We start from the raw sequence: 17,474 nt of genomic DNA on the forward strand, positions 1-17,474 counted from the left end.
CAGTAAAGTTTGAAAATTAAATCTATAATGAATAGTTTGGCACACTCTTTGCTTAATAGTTGGTCAGTTAAAACAAAGGGGCCGGTACCCCTAAAAAAATATAAGGAGGAATTTTTTCATGGCTTTAGGCGAACAAGTTTACGGTTATTACATTCCCACCGTCAACCTGATGGGCATCGGGGCTCACAAGGAGATCCCCAACCAGGTCAAAACCCTGGGCGGCAGCAACGTACTGATTGTTACGGACGCATTTTTGGGGCGTCCTGGCGGCATGGCTGATGATATTAAAGCTATGCTGGAAGCAGCCGGCATTAAGGTTACAGTTTACGCCGGCGCTGAACCTAACCCCACCGATATTAACGTGCACGACGGTTTAAAGGTATACCAGGAATGCGGTGCTGATATGATTCTCTCGCTGGGTGGCGGCAGCTCCCACGACTGTGCCAAAGGTATCGGCCTGGTAGCCAGCAACGGCGGTCACATCCGTGACTTTGAAGGCATTGACAAGAGCAGCAAGCCGATGCCTCCCTTTATTGCTGTCAACACTACCGCCGGCACCGCTTCTGAAATGACCCGCTTCTGCATTATTACCAACACCAGCAACAAAGTAAAAATGGCTATTGTCGACTGGCGCTGCACACCCAACGTGGCCATCAACGACCCGCTGCTGATGGTAGGCATGCCGCCGGCGCTGACCGCTGCCACCGGTATGGATGCCCTGACCCACGCCGTCGAAGCCTATGTATCCACCATTGCCACGCCGGTAACCGATTCAGCCGCCCTCATGGCCATTAAATTGATTTCACAAAACCTGCGTCAGGCAGTAGCCAACGGTAAGAATATGGAGGCCCGGGATAAAATGGCCTACGCCGAGTTTCTGGCCGGGATGGCCTTTAACAATGCTTCTTTGGGTTATGTGCATGCCATGGCGCACCAGTTGGGCGGCTTTTACAACCTGCCCCACGGCGTTTGCAACGCCATCCTGCTGCCCCATGTAGAAGCCTTTAACCTGATTGCCTGCCCCGAGCGTTTTGTAGACATTGCTGTGGCCATGGGTGAAAATGTTGAAGGACTGTCTGTGCGTGAAGCGGCCGACAAAGCCCTGGCGGCCATCAAGAAACTGTCTGCCGATATTGGTATTCCCGGTGGTTTAGCTGAACTGGGCGTTAAGGAAGAAGACCTCAAGATTATGGCCGAAAATGCCATGAAGGATGCCTGCAGCTTTACCAACCCGAGAACCGCTACCCTGGAAGACGTTATCGGTATTTTCAAAGCGGCTATGTAAGTTTTGCCATCATAAAACCCTATAACATATATATTTTTTAACAGGTGGGTGGTTTGCCACCTGTTTTTTTCTATAGGGCAGGGATGAAAGCATTTTTGGAGAATATGTTAATCAGGGATTTGAGATGGCGTGGAAGTTGTTATGTTCCGGAGGGATAGCCATGCCAAGTAATAATTTGCTTAACATCAGTAAATTTGTTGCCCCCGAGGTAATCTTCGGTCTGGGTGCTTTGAGTCAGGTGGGGGAAAGTGCTGTCCGGTTGGGTATTAAAAAGGCTTTTTTGGTCAGCGATGAGGGGGTCATGGAGGCCGGCTGGGTAGACAAAGCCTTGTATTTTCTGAATGAAGCAGGCATCACCGCCCATGTCTGGCACGGTTTAACCACCAACCCGAAGGATTATGAGGTGGCGGCAGGCGCCGAACATTACCTGGCCAGCGGCTGTGACGGCATTGTGGCGGTGGGCGGCGGCAGCCCTATTGATGTGGCTAAAGCCATTGCTATTCTGGCAACCAACGGCGGTCAAATTAAAGACTATGAAGGAGTTAATAAAATATCCTCGCCGCTGCCGCCTATGGTGATGGTGTCCAGCACCGGCGGGTCGGGAGCGGAAGTATCCCAGTTTTCCATGATTGTGGAAAAACAAAGACAGGTTAAGATGGCTATAATTTCCAAGTCGCTGATTCCTGATATTGCCATAGTGGATCCCTCGCTGCTGCAAACCAAAAGTGCCAGGCTAACCGCCGCCACCGGCGTGGATGCTTTGAGCCATGCCATCGAGGCCTATGTTTCTCTGGCCGCTACACCTTTAACAGATGTGCATGCCCTGGCGGCCATTCGTCTCATTGCGGCTAACTTGCGGGAGTCTGTTGCCTGCCGGACCAACCTGGCAGCTAAATCTGCCATGGCCATGGCCAGCCTGCAGGCGGGCTTGGCTTTTTCCAATGCTATTCTGGGTGCCACCCATGCCATGACCCACCAGGTGGACGGCCTGCTGGATCTGCACCACGGTGAAACCAACGGCATATTGCTGCCCTATGTTATGGAATTCAACATGATTTCCTGCGGCGAGAAGTTTGTAAATATTGCAGCAGCCATGGGGGTGCAAACCGAAGGACTGGGCAAGTGGAAGGCGGCTGCCCGCGGCATTGCGGCGATACGCCGGTTGTTTAAGGATATCGGTATACCGGAAAGGCTGTCCCAGGTGGGTATGAAAGAGGAGCACATCCGGCAGTTGAGTATAAACGCTCTGAAAGACGCTTGTTTGGTGACCAACCCCCGGGATTGCAGTGCTAAAGAGATTGAAGAATTATACAGGAGGGCCCTGTAAGGGGAGGAGTGCCTGATGTTTGACGACAAAATATCAATCATTCAAAATTTAACAGGGGTCAACTCTTCCAAACTAAATTATTACCTGGAAGTGCAACGTTCCAACGAAAAAATTAAAATCCAAATCAACCGCTTGGAGCTGTTGCACCAGTTAATTAAGGACATTAATATCGACATGTCCCTGGCAGATATTCTGGAAAGGGTTTACAACAAGCTTCCCCAGGCAGTGCCCTGTTGTTTTTTAGGTCTGGCGCTGGCCAAAGGAGACCGCTTGGTGGTGACGGCTGCCATGCCGGACCATCGGCAGCCGGGTCAAGCAGTGCCGAAAACCTCGCTGCTCTGGCAGTGCTATACCACGCGCCGGCGGCTGTTTTATAATCAGAACCGGGACGGGCAGCCTGCCTGCCCGGCGGGCGATGAGCAGGATCCCATGGCCAGCTGGGGCCTGAAATCGGCAGCCATCGTGCCGCTGCAGGTGAGAAACCAGGTTATCGGGGTTTTTGTGGTGGGCGATTACCAGGACTTTACCTACGGTTGCTCCGAACTGGCCTTTATTGAACAGCTGGCCGATCAACTGGCCATTTGTATTGAAAACGCCCGGCTGTATAAAGAGGTATCTAAAGGCAAACAAGAATGGGAGGCCACCTTCCGGGCGGTGCCCGACCCCATCTTTTTAATTGACAGACAGTATAACGTATTGCGCCATAACCACCGCAACAGTCATAATGTACCGGAGATGACTGACCAGGAAGAAAAACCCAAGTGTTACAGCGTCCTGTGGAAAAGAACTGCTCCCTGTGAAAACTGCAGCCTGGAAGAAGTCCACCGTACCGGTAAAGGTGTTTACCGGCAACTGCAAAATGACGGGGCTATTTTTGATGCCTTTTATTACCCCATGGTGGATTCGAGCGGTGAAACCTACGCAGTTATTGTACATGTTAAGGATGTAACTGAAAAAGTAAAAATGGAGGCTCAGCTGGTACACTCAGCTAAAATGGTGGCCATTGGCGAAATGGCCGCCGGTGTGGCCCACGAATTAAACAGCCCCATGACGGTAATTATCGGCACCGCCCAGATGATGCAGCGGGACATGGGCAGCGATGACCCCCGGGCAGAATGGCTGGATGACATAATCAGCTGTGGCATGCGGTGCAAAAAAATTATTCAAAACCTGCTGTCGTTCTCCCGCCAGGGGCAGTTTTCCTTTACTGCCACGAACATTAATGAACAGGTGGAAAAAGTATTAAGTCTTATTCATTACCAGATTAACCGTAACAACATTGAAATTGTTAAGGACTTGGATCCCGGCATTCCCGATGTACTGGCCAACGGGCACCAATTGCAGCAGGTGTTGATTAACCTGCTGCTGAATGCCAGGGATGCCCTGGAAGAAACCACCGGGGAAAAACGCATTTCCATCAGCACCGGGGTTGTCTCGGAAGAGAATAAAACCTGGGCGGTGATTGCCGTTAGTGATAACGGTTGCGGCATCGAGCCGGACAACCTGAATAAAATATTTAACCCCTTTTATACCAGCAAGGAGGCCAGCAAAGGCACCGGCCTGGGCCTGTCGGTCAGTTTGGGCATTGCCCAATCCCATGGCGGTACCATCAAAGTGGAAAGCCGGCCGGGTGAAGGCAGTACTTTTCGTTTCTTAATTCCTTTAAAAAATGAAAGCGGGGGTGAGATTTGATGGTCAGCGTACCCGGTATCCTGATAATTGATGACGAACAACCGGTGGGCAAGTTTTTTACCAGGCTGCTGCGCAGCAAAGGATACCGCATCGGGGTAGCTGTTTCAGGCGCCCAGGCCCATGAACTCATTGCCCGTGAAAATTATGATGTGGCCCTGGTGGACTTAAAATTGCCGGATGCCGACGGGTTAAACCTGCTGCAACACATTAAAACGGTACAGCCCCAGTGTGAAGTAATTATCATGACCGGCTACAGCACCACCCGGACGGCGGTAAAAGCCATTCAGTTTGGTGCCTTTGATTATATAGAAAAACCCTTTGATGATATTTCGCTGGTTGAGCAGTTGATTGAAAAGGCTATCCTGTTTGGCAAAACTGCCGGACACCCGGAGAGAACCAACTACAGCTGGAGCCAGGTGGCGGAGCAGATCGGTTTTCAGGTCGGGAAAACCCCCCAGATGATTAAATTGGTAAATATTGCAGAACGCATTGCTGCTAAGGATATAAACGTATTGATTAACGGCGAAACCGGCACCGGCAAGGAAGTGTTGGCCCGGTTTATCCATGCTGCCAGCCAGCGGCGGGATAAACCCTTTTTAGCCATTAACTGCGGTGCCCTGCCGGAAAACCTGCTGGAAAGCGAGTTATTCGGACACGAAAGAGGATCCTTTACAGGTGCCAGCGTGCAACGAAAAGGTATTTTTGAACTGGCTAACAACGGCACCTTATTTTTGGATGAAATAGGGGAAGCCAGTCTGGCTATCCAGGTTAAGCTATTGCGGGTGCTGGAAACCGGTGAATTTCTCCGGGTTGGCGGGGAAAAGCCGGTCAAAACAAACGTGCGCATTATTGCTGCCACTAACGTTGATTTAGAAGAAGCGGTCAGCCAAAAACAATTTCGGGAAGATTTGTTTTACCGGCTGGATGTGGTGCGGTTAGAATTGCCGCCCTTGCGGGAAAGAAAAGAGGACATCCCGCAGTTTGTGGAACATTTTATCGAACGATTCTGGGATAAACAGGCCGGCCCGGCGCCTGCTTTTGCCCCCTCATGCTTGGAAGCCCTGCTAAATTACCACTGGCCTGGCAATATTCGTGAACTGGCCAATGCGGTTGAGCAAGCCCTGGCCCTGTGCGACGGCGGCCTGGTGCTGCCGGAACACCTGTCCGGCAAAATCAACGGCCAGCTGTTGCAGGTGGCTAAAATTGAACCAAGGGAACGGCCCGGGGCCGCTGCAGACAGCTGGCCGGTCTTGCCGGTGGAACCGGCGCAACTGGAAAAGTTGGACGAAGACAGCTTGCTGGCTTTATACCAAAAAGTACAGACCCTTTACCGGTCTTTACACCGGGTCATGGGAAAAAGGGGCATGACATCTGTTTTTCCTGTGTCCATGCAGGAAATGGAAGCCCGGGCCATTGCAGAAACACTGGAGTTTTTCAACGGAAATGTCAGCATGACAGCCAGGGCCCTGGGTATAGGCCGCAACACTTTATACCGTAAGGCTAAAGAATATAACATTCCCATTACGGGCTAGGTCAAAATATTTTAATAAAAGGATAAAGCGGGCTGGCATACACATTGCGGTGGGTGCCGGCCCGGGCGCTTTCATCCCTTACTGTTCTTTTTTTCCCACAATGCCTAAAATTACCCTGTAAGGCCCCGGGGTTCCCGGCGGCAACACAGCAACCCGGTCACCCGGTTTGATATAGGCAGATAGGCTGCAAACGGAACCGTTAATCATAATAGCCTCTACGTCAGCCGGCGGGATGGCCAGTTGCGCCAGCAACTGATAACCCGTTAAACCTTCCCCCACTTCATAGATGGCCGGAAAACCCAAGCCCTTTTCCCTCATTACCCCTTGCAGTTTGGCAAAGCCCCTTAACTCAATGGTACCCATAGACAACGCCTCCTGTTTCCGGTCTTTTTCAATGATACTAGCAAGTTCTTTTCCCATTATATAATAAAAAAGTTTTAAATTGTTGTAATATTATGGCACAGGTGTTTCACTGTGGAACGGAACACTGCGCTATTTTGATAATTTTTTTAATATTTATGAAATATAAAACGGCTGGTACATTCTTTGCATTAGCTATAGAATCCAGAAACACCAGCGGAAAGGGAGGTGAGTTTTTGATAAATATTTTGAATTTAAACAAAAGAAGGAAAAATCGAACACGAATCGAAGTAATTGTAATTATAGCAGCAGTGCAAAGCTAGTTAATTATCTTTAAGGAGGGAAATGCTGTGCCAAAATTTTTGCGCATTGATATGAGCCAAAAACAAATTAAATGGGAAGCTTGCCCGGAAAAGTATCTGGGGCTGGGCGGCAGGGCGCTGACCTCGCAGCTGGTGTTGGATGAAGTTCCTCCCACCTGCCACCCGCTGGGAGAGTTTAACAAATTAATCATTGCCCCCGGTTTGTTATCAGGTACCAATGCTCCTTCGTCCGGCCGGCTGTCGGTGGGTGGCAAAAGTCCCCTGACCGGCGGCATCAAGGAGGCCAACGCCGGCGGAATTTGCTCGCAAAAACTGGCCAACCTGGATATAAAAGCTGTGATTATTGAAGGCAAACCGGCCGAAAAAGGTACCTGGATGGTTAAAATATCTCCGGACGGGGCAGAACTGCTGCCGGCCGATGATCTGGCCATGAAGGGCACCTACGAAGTTACTGCCATTCTGCGGGAACGTTACGGCAGTAAAGTTGGTGTTATTTGCATCGGTCCGGCCGGCGAAATGATGCTGCTGGGCGCCGGTGTTACCAACAACGACAGCGACGGCAATTCCAGCCGTTATGCCGGCCGCGGCGGCTTGGGTGCGGTTATGGGTTCCAAGGGCATTAAAGCCATTGTGGTGGATGCGCCCAAGACCTTTGATGTGCCCGTAAAGGATAAAGAGCGTTTCTCAGCAGCTGCCAAGAAATTTGCCAAGATGCTGACGGATCACCCGGTTACCGGCGAAGGCCTGCCCAACTTCGGCACCAACGTACTGATGAACATTATTAACGAAGCCGGCACCTTACCTGTACGCAACTTCAGTAATGTGGGTCGTTTTGATAAGGCCAATAACGTGGGCGGCGAAACCCTGGCAGAAGCAGCCAAAGCCCGCGGCGGTAAAGCTACCCACGCCTGCCACCCCGGCTGCGTCATGCGCTGCTCTAACGTGTATCCCATGCCGGACGGCAAAGTATGCGCCCCTATCGAGTATGAAACCGCCTGGTGCTTCGGACCCAACCTGGAAATCAGCGATCTGGACGTGGTTGCCAAGCTGAACTACCTGTGCAATGATCTTGGTCTTGACACCATTGAAATGGGTGTGGCCCTGGGCGTGTTAATGGAAGCCGGTGTAATTCCCTTTGGCGACGGTGAAGCCGCCATTAAAGCACTGGAAGAAGTGGGCAAAGGCACCCCGGCGGGTCGTATCCTGGGCAACGGTGCCGTATTTGCCGGTAAAGCCTATGGCGTCACCAGGATCCCGGCAGTTAAAGGACAGGGCATCCCGGCTTATGATCCCAGATCTTGCAAAGGTAACGGTGTTACCTACGCCACCTCTCCCATGGGCGGCGACCACACCGCCGGTTATGCGGTTACGGCCAATATCCTGAAAGTGGGCGGTTATGTCGATCCTACCAAGCCGGAAGGTCAGGTAGAACTGTCCAGAAACCTGCAAATTGCCACCGCAGCAGTGGATGCCACCGGTTTATGCCTGTTTGTGGCCTTTGCAGTCCTGGATAACCCCGAGGGCTTACCCACCATCGTGGAGATGCTCAATGCCCAGTACGGTCTGCAGCTGACCGTTGACAACGTGGTAGAGCTGGGCCAGAGCATTCTGAAGAACGAGCGTGAATTCAACGCCCGGGCCGGCTTCACCAATGCGGATGACCGCCTGCCGGAGTTCTTCTATACCGATAAATTGGCACCCCATAACACCGTTTTCGATATTACCGATGAAGAATTGGATTCTGTATTCAATTTCTAGATAAATTATTAACGGCTTGTAGTATAATAGTCCTGAGGTGACCTGGACATGTTGATTGAGTTAAGGGTATATACAGGCCTGGAAAAATATACTAAAACACGTTACGGCGAATTAATAAACCTGCAATTGGCCGAGGGAACCACCGTGCGGGATGTTATTAAGCAATATAACATTCCGGAGGAGGAAGTTTTCAGCGCCTTAATCAACGGTTTGCACAAGCCCTTTGACACAATATTGCAGGACGGTGACCGGGTCGCCCTTTTTCCGCCGGTGGGCGGCGGCTAAACCAAATAATCTGATGAGGGCAGGGGCTATTTGCTCTGCCCTTGCACAGAGGGTCGTTATGCTTATACATACATAATGGAGTTGGCTAATTAACAAGTCAACAATTCACTCCCTAAAGGGGGCATTTTTTATGAAGGATGATTTTCAAAGAAACATAAATTACCTTCGTATTTCCGTGACCGATCGGTGTAATTTGCGCTGTGTCTATTGCATGCCCCCGGCGGGGGTAAAACACACCCCGCACCGGGAGATCCTAAGCCTGGAAGAAATCAACCGGGTAGTGGAAGCTGCCTCAGACATCGGTATTCGCAAAATTCGCATCACCGGCGGAGAGCCACTGGTGCGCAAGAATATCTTACGGCTGTTTCAGGCCATAGCTGACAATCCCGCCATAGATGATCTTTCACTTACCACCAATGGGATATTATTTGCCGACATGGCCAATGATTTAAAAAAGGCCGGGTTAAAACGGGTTAATTTCAGTTTAGACAGCCTGGAACCGGAGAACTTTAAGCATATTACCCGGATAGGCAAATTTTCTGATGTCTGGCGTGGTATTGACAAAGCTTTGGAACTGCAGCTGCACCCGGTTAAACTGAATGTGGTGGCGGTGCGGGGAGTAAATGACCATGAGTTTGCAGATTTTGCCCGCTTAAGCAGAGAGCTGCCGTTGCACATTAGGTTTATTGAATTAATGCCCATCGGGGAATGCAACCCTTGGGCAGTGGACAACTTCATTGCTGCCCAGGAAATTATCCAGCGCTTGCAGCAGGAGTTTGGCCCGCTGGAAACCCAGATTAAAGTAACCGGCAACGGGCCGGCCCGCTATTACCGGTTGCCTGGCGCCAAGGGAACCATTGGGTTCATTACCGCCATGAGCGAACATTTTTGCAGCAGCTGCAATCGCCTGCGCCTGACTGCCAACGGCCGGCTGCGCCCATGTTTATACAGCAACCAGGAATTTGATTTAAAGACCCCCTTAAGAAAGGGAGCCACCAGGCAGGAACTGGCAGCTTTAATCGAGGAAGCTATCCGGCATAAGCCAGACCGGCACCATATGCATGATGGCTGGCGGGATCACCGGGTAATGAGCCAGATAGGAGGTTAAATTTATTGTCCCAGCTAACACATTTTGATGACCGGGGTAATGCCCGGATGGTGGATATTACTGCCAAAAAGGAAACCCACCGGGTGGCGGAAGCGCGGGGTGAGGTGGTAATGGCGCCGGCAACCCTGCAGTTAATTGAACAGGGTGGTTTGGCCAAGGGCGATGTGCTGGGGGTGGCACGGGTGGCCGGCATTATGGCGGCCAAACAAACCCCGGCGTTAATTCCCATGGCTCATCCCATTATGATTACCGGGGTAAACATAGATTTCCGGCCGGTGCCCCCCAATTTGGTTGAGATCCGGGGCATTGTAAAGACTGAAGGGAAAACCGGTGTTGAGATGGAAGCCCTGACCGCCGTCAGCGCAGCTGCGTTAACCATTTATGACATGTGTAAAGCGGTAGATAAATCGATGGTTATTCAAAACATCCGGTTGGTACATAAAAGCGGTGGCAAAAGCGGTGATTATGTACGGGAGGGAGAAACAAGATGGGAAAAATAGTAGCTGTATGCACCAGCCCTAAAAAGGGCATGCGCAAAAAAAATGTTGGCGAAGGCACGTTAGTGGTGGAGCATGGCCTGCAGGGAGATGCCCACGTGGGTGACTGGCATCGGCAGGTAAGCTTGCTGGCCCTGGAAAGCATTGAAAAAATGCGCCAGATGGGATTAAAGGTGGGGCCCGGCGACTTTGCGGAGAATTTAACCACTGAGGGTATCGACCTGATTTCTCTGCCCGTTGGCACCAAACTAAAGATAGGCGAAAGCGCCCTGGGTGAAGTAACACAAATTGGCAAAGAATGCCATAGCCGTTGCGCCATTTATCACTTGGCCGGCGACTGTGTAATGCCCCGGGAAGGCATTTTTATCCGGGTGCTGCAGGGGGGGCCGGTAAAGGTGGGGGATACTATTGACATCCTGCAGCCTTAAACCTTCCCAGCCGCCTGTTGTTTCCCTGGTGGGCTGTTCCAACAGCGGCAAAACCACCTTTTTGGAAAAACTGGTCAGGCTGCTCAAAACCAGGGGCTACCTGGTGGGTACGGTTAAACACCACCGGGGGGAGTTTGCCTTTGATATAGCCGGCAAGGATACCTGGCGCCATGCCCGGGCCGGGGCCGACCGGGTGGCCCTGGCCACGCCGACGGGGTTTGGTTTGGTAAGACGGCTGGCTTCCGAACTGTCGCTGCCTGAGATAATAAATTATATGAGCGGCGTGGACATTGTCTTGCTGGAAGGATTTAAACAGGGCCCCCAGCCCAAGATTGAGCTGGTGCGCAGCGAAATCAGCCAACAGCCGGTTTGTACACCGGATGAATTGCTGGCGGTGGTCAGCGACCTGCCGCTGCAACTGGGTATTCCTTGTTTTGGCCTGGAAGATATTGCGGGTGTGGCAGACATGATTGAGGCAAGATTTATCAAAGGAGCCCATGAAGCAGTCAGCCGGTCACTGAGCCGGCAACAGAAAAAACGCTACCACCGCAACATTATGCTGCCCGGTGTGGGAGAACAGGGGCAACTGAAGCTGCTGCAATCCTCCGCCCTGGTGGTGGGGGCGGGCGGCCTGGGTTCGCCCATCGCCTATTACCTGGCGGCAGCCGGCATTGGCCGCCTGGGCCTGGCAGATGCGGACACGGTGGATTTTTCCAACCTGCAACGGCAGATTTTGCATACCAACCTGGATGTAGGCCGGTTAAAAGTGGCCTCAGCCCGGGATAAACTGACAGCCGTCAACCCGGATATCCGGGTGGAAATATACCCGGAGCGGATCAGCCAGGACAATGTGGCAGCACTGGTTAACCGGTACGACATCGTCGTGGATGCCACAGACAACCTGGACAGCCGCTATTTATTAAACCGCGCTTGCCTGGAGGCCGGTAAACCCTTTATTTACGGCGGCGTGCTTTCCCTGGTGGGTCAGGTGTTAACGGTATTGCCCGGCCGGGGGCCTTGCTTTCGCTGCATTTTCCGCCAACCACCCGCCGGCAAAGCGGTCAAATCCACTGCCGAGGTGGGGATATTAGGTGCGGTGGCCGGCATAATTGGTTCCATTCAAGCCACTGAAGCGGTTAAATACCTGCTTAATCAGGGTGATCTGCTGGTGGGTCGGTTACTGACCCTGGATGCCCTTTCCATGACCTTTTTAGAGGTGGCGGTACAGCGGGATACCGCTTGTCCTGACTGTGGCTGCTTGGGTTAATTTGGTGCGATTTCCCCTGGGGTTGTGCCAACAGCCTAATTTTGGTGCAACCTTTTTAGTTTGGCAAAAGAAGTAAGAAAAAAACAAAGTGCTAAAAGACTGTTTTGCTGTCTTTTAGCACTTTGTTTTTAAGCATCTTTTCAGTGTTTTCTAAGGTAATTTTTAGAGGAAAAAGTTTCTATTAGTCGAAAAAACTATATAAGCCATAAAAAGTCAGAATAGGAGGCAATAGCATGAAGTTTACGGTAAGAGCGAGGCTGATTATAGCCTTTGGGCTATTGATTGGGATTGTGATAGCCCTGGGTTTGTATGCCAGTGTAATGTTGCAAAAGTTGGATCGGATAACCAGTGAAATAACAGGGGATTGGTTGCCAGCCATTCAAGATGTAGAAGAAATTAACGGTTTAATAGCAGATTTTCGAGTAAGAGAATACAGGCATGTTATTTCTGCTGCGGATCAAGACAAAATGGAAACAGATATGGTTGCCAACCAGAAAAAGATAACTGAACATCTTGACAGTTATGAAAAAACCATCGAAGAGCAGCAGGATAGAGACCTTTTTAATAAGCTGAAAGCAGACTGGCAAAATTACCTAAAAGTTAACGAAAAAGTCATTGCTCTCAGCCGGGCAGGTCAAAAAGATGAGGCATTACAGGTAATTTACGGAGAATCTTTAACTCTTTATAATGCTGCCAGGGAAGCTTCGCAGCAACTGGTGAAATATAATCAACATCATGTTAAAAGAATAAGCAATGAAACCAACAATCTTTTCCAAAAATCCACTTCGCTGCTGACCGTAGCCATCATTATAGCAGCCCTACTGGCGGCAACGGCGGCCTATTTCATCAGCCGCAGTATTACCAAACCCCTTAAAGAGATAGAAGCAGCTGCCAACCGGCTGGCCGGCGGTGACTTTTCTGTTGACGATCTTGTGGTAAAAAACAGTGATGAAATAGGCAGCCTGGCTGACTCCTTTAACACCATGAAGAAAAACTTTCAGACGGTGCTGCAGCAACTGGCGGTCACCGCCCAACAATTATCCAGGGTAGCGGGCGAACTGGCCGGTCAGGCCCAGCAGACCGCCGCCGGCGCCACTGAAACAGCTTCCACCATGAATGAAATTGCCTCCACGGTTGAGCAGGTAAGCGCCAATGTGCAGGATATTTCTCATGTTTCTGAAACAACCTCACAGCATGCGGATGCAGGCAGCCAGGACTTGCAAAACGTAACCCGGCAAATACAAACCATCACCCGGGTGACACAAGAAACTTCGGCGGTTATCCACGAACTAAACGAAAAGTCCCGGGCCATCAGCCAAATCACCGATGTTATTACTGGCATTGCCGAGCAAACCAACCTGCTGGCTCTTAACGCTGCCATTGAGGCTGCCCGGGCCGGCGAACAAGGACGGGGCTTTGCGGTGGTGGCGGAGGAGGTAAGAAAACTGGCCGAGCAATCTGCCCTGGCGGCCAAAGACATTGCCAACCTGATTAATGCCATCCAAGCCGAAACCAGGAAAGCGGTGGACCGGATGGAGGAGGGCAGCCAGGAAGTGGTAGCCGGCAGTGTTGTGATTCAGGAAGTGGGTCAGAAGTTCCAACAAATTATTAATTCGGTTCAGAGTCTTTCCGCTCAAATTCAAGACGTAGCAGCTGCTGCCGAACAGATGACAGCGGGTGTGCAAAATGTGGCGGCTTCCACCGAACAACAAACGGCTGCCATGGAAGAAGTCAGCGGTTCAGCCGCCACCCTCAACAAACTGGCCGAGGAACTGCAAGGCCTGGTGGTGCAATTTAAGATATAAACAGATAAATTTTCTCCCCTGCTTTGCCGAAAATCGCCCGCAAGAACAAAAAACCCAGGTTAGCCTGGGTTTTTGCATATTAACTACTTTCTGTCTGGTTTTACGGTGTCGTTGTAAATCATTTGGCCAAAGCCGTCACATATAATTTCCGGTTGGCAAGTAAAGGATTGCTCCGGCTGTTTTTTCTTAGGTTTACCGCTTTGGATTTTTTGCAACACAACCAGTTCGTATAAGCGAAACAAGCTAGTGCCATTTTTCACGTTATCAGACATACCATACCACCCTCTCGCTGGCCAACAGCTGTTGCATCAAGGCTAACATACAGAGGAGAGTACCGCAAGAAGTTGCCTTAAAAAAACACTAGCAAAAATAGTTACACTATTATGAATAATATCACAAAGCTGCTAATCAGCTTGCAAACTGCGACTGCCAGCGGTTAACGCCGGCAGGCCCACCAGCAAAAGGAATACGCTATAAGCAACCAACAGGCTGGGCAGCGAAAAAAACTCCAGCCAACCGCCGCCCGCCAAGGGACCGATCAGATAGCCCAGGGAAAAGGCGGTATTGTAAATGCCGAAGGCTGCCCCATAGCCGGCGTCATGGCTGTTATCTTCTGTCGGCATAACTGCATCGGCCATCAGCGGCATGGATGGGGTTAGCAGCAAACTAAAGGTAATACCCAGCAGTCCCATAACCGCAGCGGTAAGAAGCAGGTTGCCGGCCGGCGCCAGCAAGGGGACAGCCAGGGCGGTTGCTATCAGTCCCAGACGAATGAGTTTCAGCCGGCCCACCCGGTCTGACAGCCTGCCCACCAGGGGAGCGGCTGCAATATGGCAGAGCGAAATAACAGCAAACAAAAAGCCAATGGTGCTGGGAGTAATGTTAAACTTTTGCGTAAAATAGCCGGGCAGCAGAGGATCAATAAAACCAAAACCGATAGAACCAAGCAAAATTACGGCCGAGCCGGTTAAAACACCCCTGTTGCCCAGCACCTGCCGCAGGGATTGGCCGTTGGCAACCCTGCCGACGGCTGATGGGTGTCCGGGTATGACCATAAGCACAAGCAGGCCGATCAACACAGCTAGCACGGTACATAATACGAAGGGCAAGCTGTAGCCGCCCCACTGATAGAGGACTCCCCCGGCGGCCGGGCCCACCAGAAACCCAAAGCCGTTGGCGGCGCTTAACACTCCCATTTTGGCCCCCCGTTCTTCGGGCGAAAAAAGATCAGCCACCAAGGCCGGCCCGGCTGTCCAGGTGGCAGCCGCCGCCAGCCCTTGCATCAGGCGGGTAACAACCAGCAGCATGATTGAGTTGGCCAGAGCAAAACCAATCGTACTGAGGGAGAGCGACAACAGGCCGCAAAACATAATTTTTTTTCTGCCGTAGCGGTCGGACAAAATGCCCAGCGGGATTGTGCCAGCCAGCAGAGCGGCAGAATAAGCGGCAAAAATAACCCCGATTTGCCAGGGAGAAGCACCCAGTGATGCACTATAAGCCGGCAGTATGGGGATGATAATGCCGTAAATTAAGGTATCCAAACAAACTGCCGCGGCCACAGCGGCCAGCACCAGATTTTTTCTGTTCATTTGTACCCATCACCGCTTTTTTGCTGAGATTATTTGTAGATTAAGGAGAAACGCCGGGAGTAAGCGTTAGCATCACTTATATACTATAACTCTAATTGCCCAAAAAAGAAATCCCAGGGAATTTTTATCCGATGGGACGTTTATTAATAGTGACCAGCGGGGTATGGTCCCGTTTTGTTTGACGCAGCGATTTTTTTGGCAAGTTAAGATTGCCGGCCAGGGGCGATACCGGCGGAGGGTGAGGTTCCGGCTCTGAAGGTATTACGGGCGGTGCCGGCGCCTCTGGCTGTTCCGGTCCGGGAGGCGCAGCGGGGGCCGAGGGCTGCTGACCCGGCAGCGTGGGCTGGGGTACAAATAATTGGTCATCAGAAAGCGGTTCCGGCGTACTGCCTGCGGCCGGCGGCAACGGAGCCGGGAACTGCGCAAAGGGCGGATTTTCCGGCGGGTGCCGGGGAGCGTGCACCACGGTAATGCTGTTATAAATCCGTTCGTCTTCACAAACCAGCTGTCCGTTTTCGTAGTGCCGCCGGCGAATCTCCACCCTGGGTATAAAGGCGGATACCTCGGCAGGCACGCTGAGGCTGGACAAGCGGAACAAGCGAATCCCGGCTCCTTCTACCACCAGATCCACATGATCATTTTGATAACAGTGACAGGGGTCGGGTGTCTGAAGTTGACGTTTTTTGTTAACTACTTTATACTTTGCCATATCAGCCACTCCGTAGGGAATAGTTTCCTGTTATCACCATATGTGGGCTGTGCTGTCGGTGTGACATAATCCATATAAACAGTTATGTAGTATTAAGATGAGGTGTTAGGAATTGGCAAAGCATATTGAAGTCGGTGAAATTCTGGAATTGACAATACATGGTTTGGGACACGCCGGGGAAGGAGTGGGCAGGCATGAGAACCTGGCCGTTTTTGTACCGGACGTTTTGCCTGGCGAAAGGGTCCGCATCAGCATTACTCAGGTTAAGAAAACCTATGCCAGGGGCAAAGTAAAAGAAATTTTACATCCGGCACCTTACCGGGTGGTTCCTCAATGTCCGGCTTCCCACCAATGTGGCGGCTGTCAACTGCAGCACCTTAACTACCAGGCTCAACTGGCACAAAAAAGGGAGATGGTTCAGGCAGCTTTGACCAGGCTGGGTGGACTGGGCGGAGTTGAAGTTAACCCTACCCTGGGTATGGCAGACCCCTGGCATTATCGCAATAAAATTCACCTGCAGGTAATGCAGGAGGCAGGCCGGGTAAAACTGGGTTTTTATGCTGAGGGAAGCTACCGGTTGGCAGCCGGGCCTGCCCAGCAAGCCTGCCTGCTGGTGGATAAACAAATTAACCAGGTGGCGGCTGTTCTTGAGGAACTGGTCAACCAGCATCGCCTGCCGCCCTATCACTGGCAGAAACAAACCGGTTTATTGCGCCATGTGATCTTTCGTCGGGGTTTTCATACCGGGGAAATTATGGTGGTACTGGTAACATCCGGCGCACCCTGGCCTGCTGCCGGAGAGTTTGCCAAAGCCGTTGCTGCCAGGCACCCGGCTGTGGTATCCGTTATTCGCAATATCAATAACAGCCCTGAGCGGGTTATCCTGGGTGAAAAAAACCTGTTGCTGGCAGGCAGGGAGTATATTACCGATTACCTCATGGGATTGCAGTTTAAAATTTCTGCCACCTCCTTTTATCAGGTAAATCCCCGCCAAACAGAAGTGCTGTATAATAAGGTTTTAGAGTTTGCCAACCTGCAGGGGCAGGAAACGGTGGTGGATGCCTATTGCGGGATCGGCACCATTGCCAACTGCCTGGCTCCCCATGCCCGCCGGGTGCTGGGCATGGAAATTGTACCGTCAGCGGTGGCAGATGCAAAAGCCAACGCACTGGCAAACGGTTTGAACAACACTGAATTTAAGTTGGGTGCGGTAGAAAAACTGTTACCCCAGATGGTTGCCGGTGGGTTGCAGCCAGACCTGGTGGTGCTTGACCCGCCCCGTAAAGGTTGCGCCGGGGAAGTGCTGGAGGCTGTCAGCCGGGCCGGAGTGCCCAGGGTGATTTATGTTTCCTGCGACCCGGCCACCCTGGCCCGAGACCTGGGGATTCTGGATAACTTGGGGTACCGTACCCTGCAAGTGCAGCCGGTTGACATGTTCCCTTGGACGAGCCACGTCGAGTGCGTAGTATTGATGTCAAGGGTTGAGAAATAGGAGTATTCAAAACACTG

Annotated in this window: 16 protein-coding genes; 12 read left to right on the top strand and 4 right to left on the bottom strand. The window is 51.5% G+C overall.

All coding sequences use genetic code 11. The features are described from left to right. The first annotated feature begins 118 nt into the window (after window positions 1-118). The 4 genes from DESHY_RS12390 to DESHY_RS12405 all read left to right on the top strand — a co-directional run bounded on the left by DESHY_RS12390 (window position 119) and on the right by DESHY_RS12405 (window position 5,836). Window positions 119-1,285: an iron-containing alcohol dehydrogenase gene (locus tag DESHY_RS12390; RefSeq protein ID WP_008413256.1), complete on the top strand. Its 1,167-nt coding sequence runs from the start codon at window positions 119-121 to the stop codon at window positions 1,283-1,285. A gap of 160 nt (window positions 1,286-1,445) precedes the next feature. Beyond that, complete coding sequence (locus tag DESHY_RS12395) at window positions 1,446-2,612, top strand: iron-containing alcohol dehydrogenase (RefSeq protein WP_008413258.1); 1,167 nt, start codon at window positions 1,446-1,448, stop codon at window positions 2,610-2,612. A gap of 15 nt (window positions 2,613-2,627) precedes the next feature. Then, entirely contained in the window at window positions 2,628-4,304 is a 1,677-nt protein-coding gene (locus tag DESHY_RS12400) for a GAF domain-containing sensor histidine kinase (RefSeq protein ID WP_008413259.1), read from the top strand. After that, complete coding sequence (locus DESHY_RS12405; protein ID WP_008413261.1) at window positions 4,304-5,836, top strand: sigma-54-dependent transcriptional regulator; 1,533 nt, start codon at window positions 4,304-4,306, stop codon at window positions 5,834-5,836. Before DESHY_RS12400 ends, DESHY_RS12405 begins: the two co-directional genes overlap by 1 nt. Before the next feature lie 78 nt (window positions 5,837-5,914). Here the strand turns inward: DESHY_RS12405 and DESHY_RS12410 are convergent, their stop codons facing one another. Beyond that, window positions 5,915-6,199, bottom strand: a complete 285-nt coding sequence (locus DESHY_RS12410) for a MoaD/ThiS family protein (RefSeq protein ID WP_008413263.1) — start codon at window positions 6,197-6,199, stop codon at window positions 5,915-5,917. Between the two features lie 347 nt (window positions 6,200-6,546). Between DESHY_RS12410 and DESHY_RS12415 the strand changes: the two genes are divergently transcribed. The 7 genes from DESHY_RS12415 to DESHY_RS12445 all read left to right on the top strand — a co-directional run bounded on the left by DESHY_RS12415 (window position 6,547) and on the right by DESHY_RS12445 (window position 13,667). Further along, on the top strand, window positions 6,547-8,277 hold the full coding sequence (locus tag DESHY_RS12415; RefSeq protein WP_008413265.1) for an aldehyde ferredoxin oxidoreductase family protein: 1,731 nt from the start codon (window positions 6,547-6,549) through the stop codon (window positions 8,275-8,277). A gap of 48 nt (window positions 8,278-8,325) precedes the next feature. Continuing rightward, the gene (locus DESHY_RS12420) at window positions 8,326-8,562 is read left to right on the top strand and encodes a MoaD/ThiS family protein (protein WP_008413267.1); all 237 of its coding nucleotides are present in this window, start codon (window positions 8,326-8,328) and stop codon (window positions 8,560-8,562) included. Window positions 8,563-8,692: 130 nt separating this feature from the next. After that, window positions 8,693-9,670 (top strand): GTP 3',8-cyclase MoaA, encoded by a 978-nt coding sequence (moaA, locus tag DESHY_RS12425; RefSeq protein ID WP_008413268.1) that lies wholly within the window; start codon window positions 8,693-8,695, stop codon window positions 9,668-9,670. 5 nt (window positions 9,671-9,675) lie between these two features. Beyond that, window positions 9,676-10,170 (top strand): cyclic pyranopterin monophosphate synthase MoaC, encoded by a 495-nt coding sequence (gene moaC, locus DESHY_RS12430; protein WP_008413271.1) that lies wholly within the window; start codon window positions 9,676-9,678, stop codon window positions 10,168-10,170. Further along, a complete protein-coding gene (locus DESHY_RS12435) occupies window positions 10,158-10,595 on the top strand; it encodes an MOSC domain-containing protein (protein ID WP_008413272.1) in 438 nt (145 codons plus the stop codon). The genes moaC and DESHY_RS12435 overlap by 13 nt, the downstream gene beginning before the upstream one ends. Then, window positions 10,576-11,862 (top strand): molybdopterin-guanine dinucleotide biosynthesis protein B, encoded by a 1,287-nt coding sequence (gene mobB, locus DESHY_RS12440; protein ID WP_008413274.1) that lies wholly within the window; start codon window positions 10,576-10,578, stop codon window positions 11,860-11,862. The genes DESHY_RS12435 and mobB overlap by 20 nt, the downstream gene beginning before the upstream one ends. A gap of 233 nt (window positions 11,863-12,095) precedes the next feature. Next, entirely contained in the window at window positions 12,096-13,667 is a 1,572-nt protein-coding gene (locus DESHY_RS12445; RefSeq protein ID WP_008413275.1) for a methyl-accepting chemotaxis protein, read from the top strand. Window positions 13,668-13,750: 83 nt separating this feature from the next. Here the strand turns inward: DESHY_RS12445 and DESHY_RS12450 are convergent, their stop codons facing one another. The 3 genes from DESHY_RS12450 to DESHY_RS12460 all read right to left on the bottom strand — a co-directional run bounded on the left by DESHY_RS12450 (window position 13,751) and on the right by DESHY_RS12460 (window position 15,965). Further along, complete coding sequence (locus DESHY_RS12450; protein WP_008413277.1) at window positions 13,751-13,939, bottom strand: hypothetical protein; 189 nt, start codon at window positions 13,937-13,939, stop codon at window positions 13,751-13,753. 132 nt (window positions 13,940-14,071) lie between these two features. Next, entirely contained in the window at window positions 14,072-15,256 is a 1,185-nt protein-coding gene (locus DESHY_RS12455; RefSeq protein WP_008413279.1) for an MFS transporter, read from the bottom strand. 124 nt (window positions 15,257-15,380) lie between these two features. After that, window positions 15,381-15,965 (bottom strand): hypothetical protein, encoded by a 585-nt coding sequence (locus DESHY_RS12460; RefSeq protein WP_008413280.1) that lies wholly within the window; start codon window positions 15,963-15,965, stop codon window positions 15,381-15,383. Between the two features lie 112 nt (window positions 15,966-16,077). On the opposite strand from DESHY_RS12460, the gene rlmD reads away from it, so the two are divergent. After that, window positions 16,078-17,457 carry a 23S rRNA (uracil(1939)-C(5))-methyltransferase RlmD gene (rlmD, locus tag DESHY_RS12465; RefSeq protein ID WP_008413281.1) on the top strand — a complete coding sequence of 460 codons (1,380 nt, stop codon included), beginning with the start codon at window positions 16,078-16,080 and terminating at the stop codon, window positions 17,455-17,457. Window positions 17,458-17,474 lie beyond the last annotated feature (17 nt).

It is taken from the genome of Desulforamulus hydrothermalis Lam5 = DSM 18033, from assembly GCF_000315365.1.
Classification (GTDB): domain Bacteria; phylum Bacillota; class Desulfotomaculia; order Desulfotomaculales; family Desulfotomaculaceae; genus Desulfotomaculum; species Desulfotomaculum hydrothermale.

Coding starts and splice junctions, on each gene's coding strand:
- DESHY_RS12390 (WP_008413256.1), top strand. CDS start 119: ATGGCTTTAGGCGAACAAGTTTACGGTTATTACATTCCCACCGTCAAC.
- DESHY_RS12395 (WP_008413258.1), top strand. CDS start 1,446: ATGCCAAGTAATAATTTGCTTAACATCAGTAAATTTGTTGCCCCCGAG.
- DESHY_RS12400 (WP_008413259.1), top strand. CDS start 2,628: ATGTTTGACGACAAAATATCAATCATTCAAAATTTAACAGGGGTCAAC.
- DESHY_RS12405 (WP_008413261.1), top strand. CDS start 4,304: ATGGTCAGCGTACCCGGTATCCTGATAATTGATGACGAACAACCGGTG.
- DESHY_RS12410 (WP_008413263.1), bottom strand. CDS start 6,199: ATGGGTACCATTGAGTTAAGGGGCTTTGCCAAACTGCAAGGGGTAATG.
- DESHY_RS12420 (WP_008413267.1), top strand. CDS start 8,326: ATGTTGATTGAGTTAAGGGTATATACAGGCCTGGAAAAATATACTAAA.
- moaA (WP_008413268.1), top strand. CDS start 8,693: ATGAAGGATGATTTTCAAAGAAACATAAATTACCTTCGTATTTCCGTG.
- DESHY_RS12435 (WP_008413272.1), top strand. CDS start 10,158: ATGGGAAAAATAGTAGCTGTATGCACCAGCCCTAAAAAGGGCATGCGC.
- DESHY_RS12445 (WP_008413275.1), top strand. CDS start 12,096: ATGAAGTTTACGGTAAGAGCGAGGCTGATTATAGCCTTTGGGCTATTG.
- DESHY_RS12450 (WP_008413277.1), bottom strand. CDS start 13,939: ATGTCTGATAACGTGAAAAATGGCACTAGCTTGTTTCGCTTATACGAA.
- DESHY_RS12455 (WP_008413279.1), bottom strand. CDS start 15,256: ATGAACAGAAAAAATCTGGTGCTGGCCGCTGTGGCCGCGGCAGTTTGT.
- DESHY_RS12460 (WP_008413280.1), bottom strand. CDS start 15,965: ATGGCAAAGTATAAAGTAGTTAACAAAAAACGTCAACTTCAGACACCC.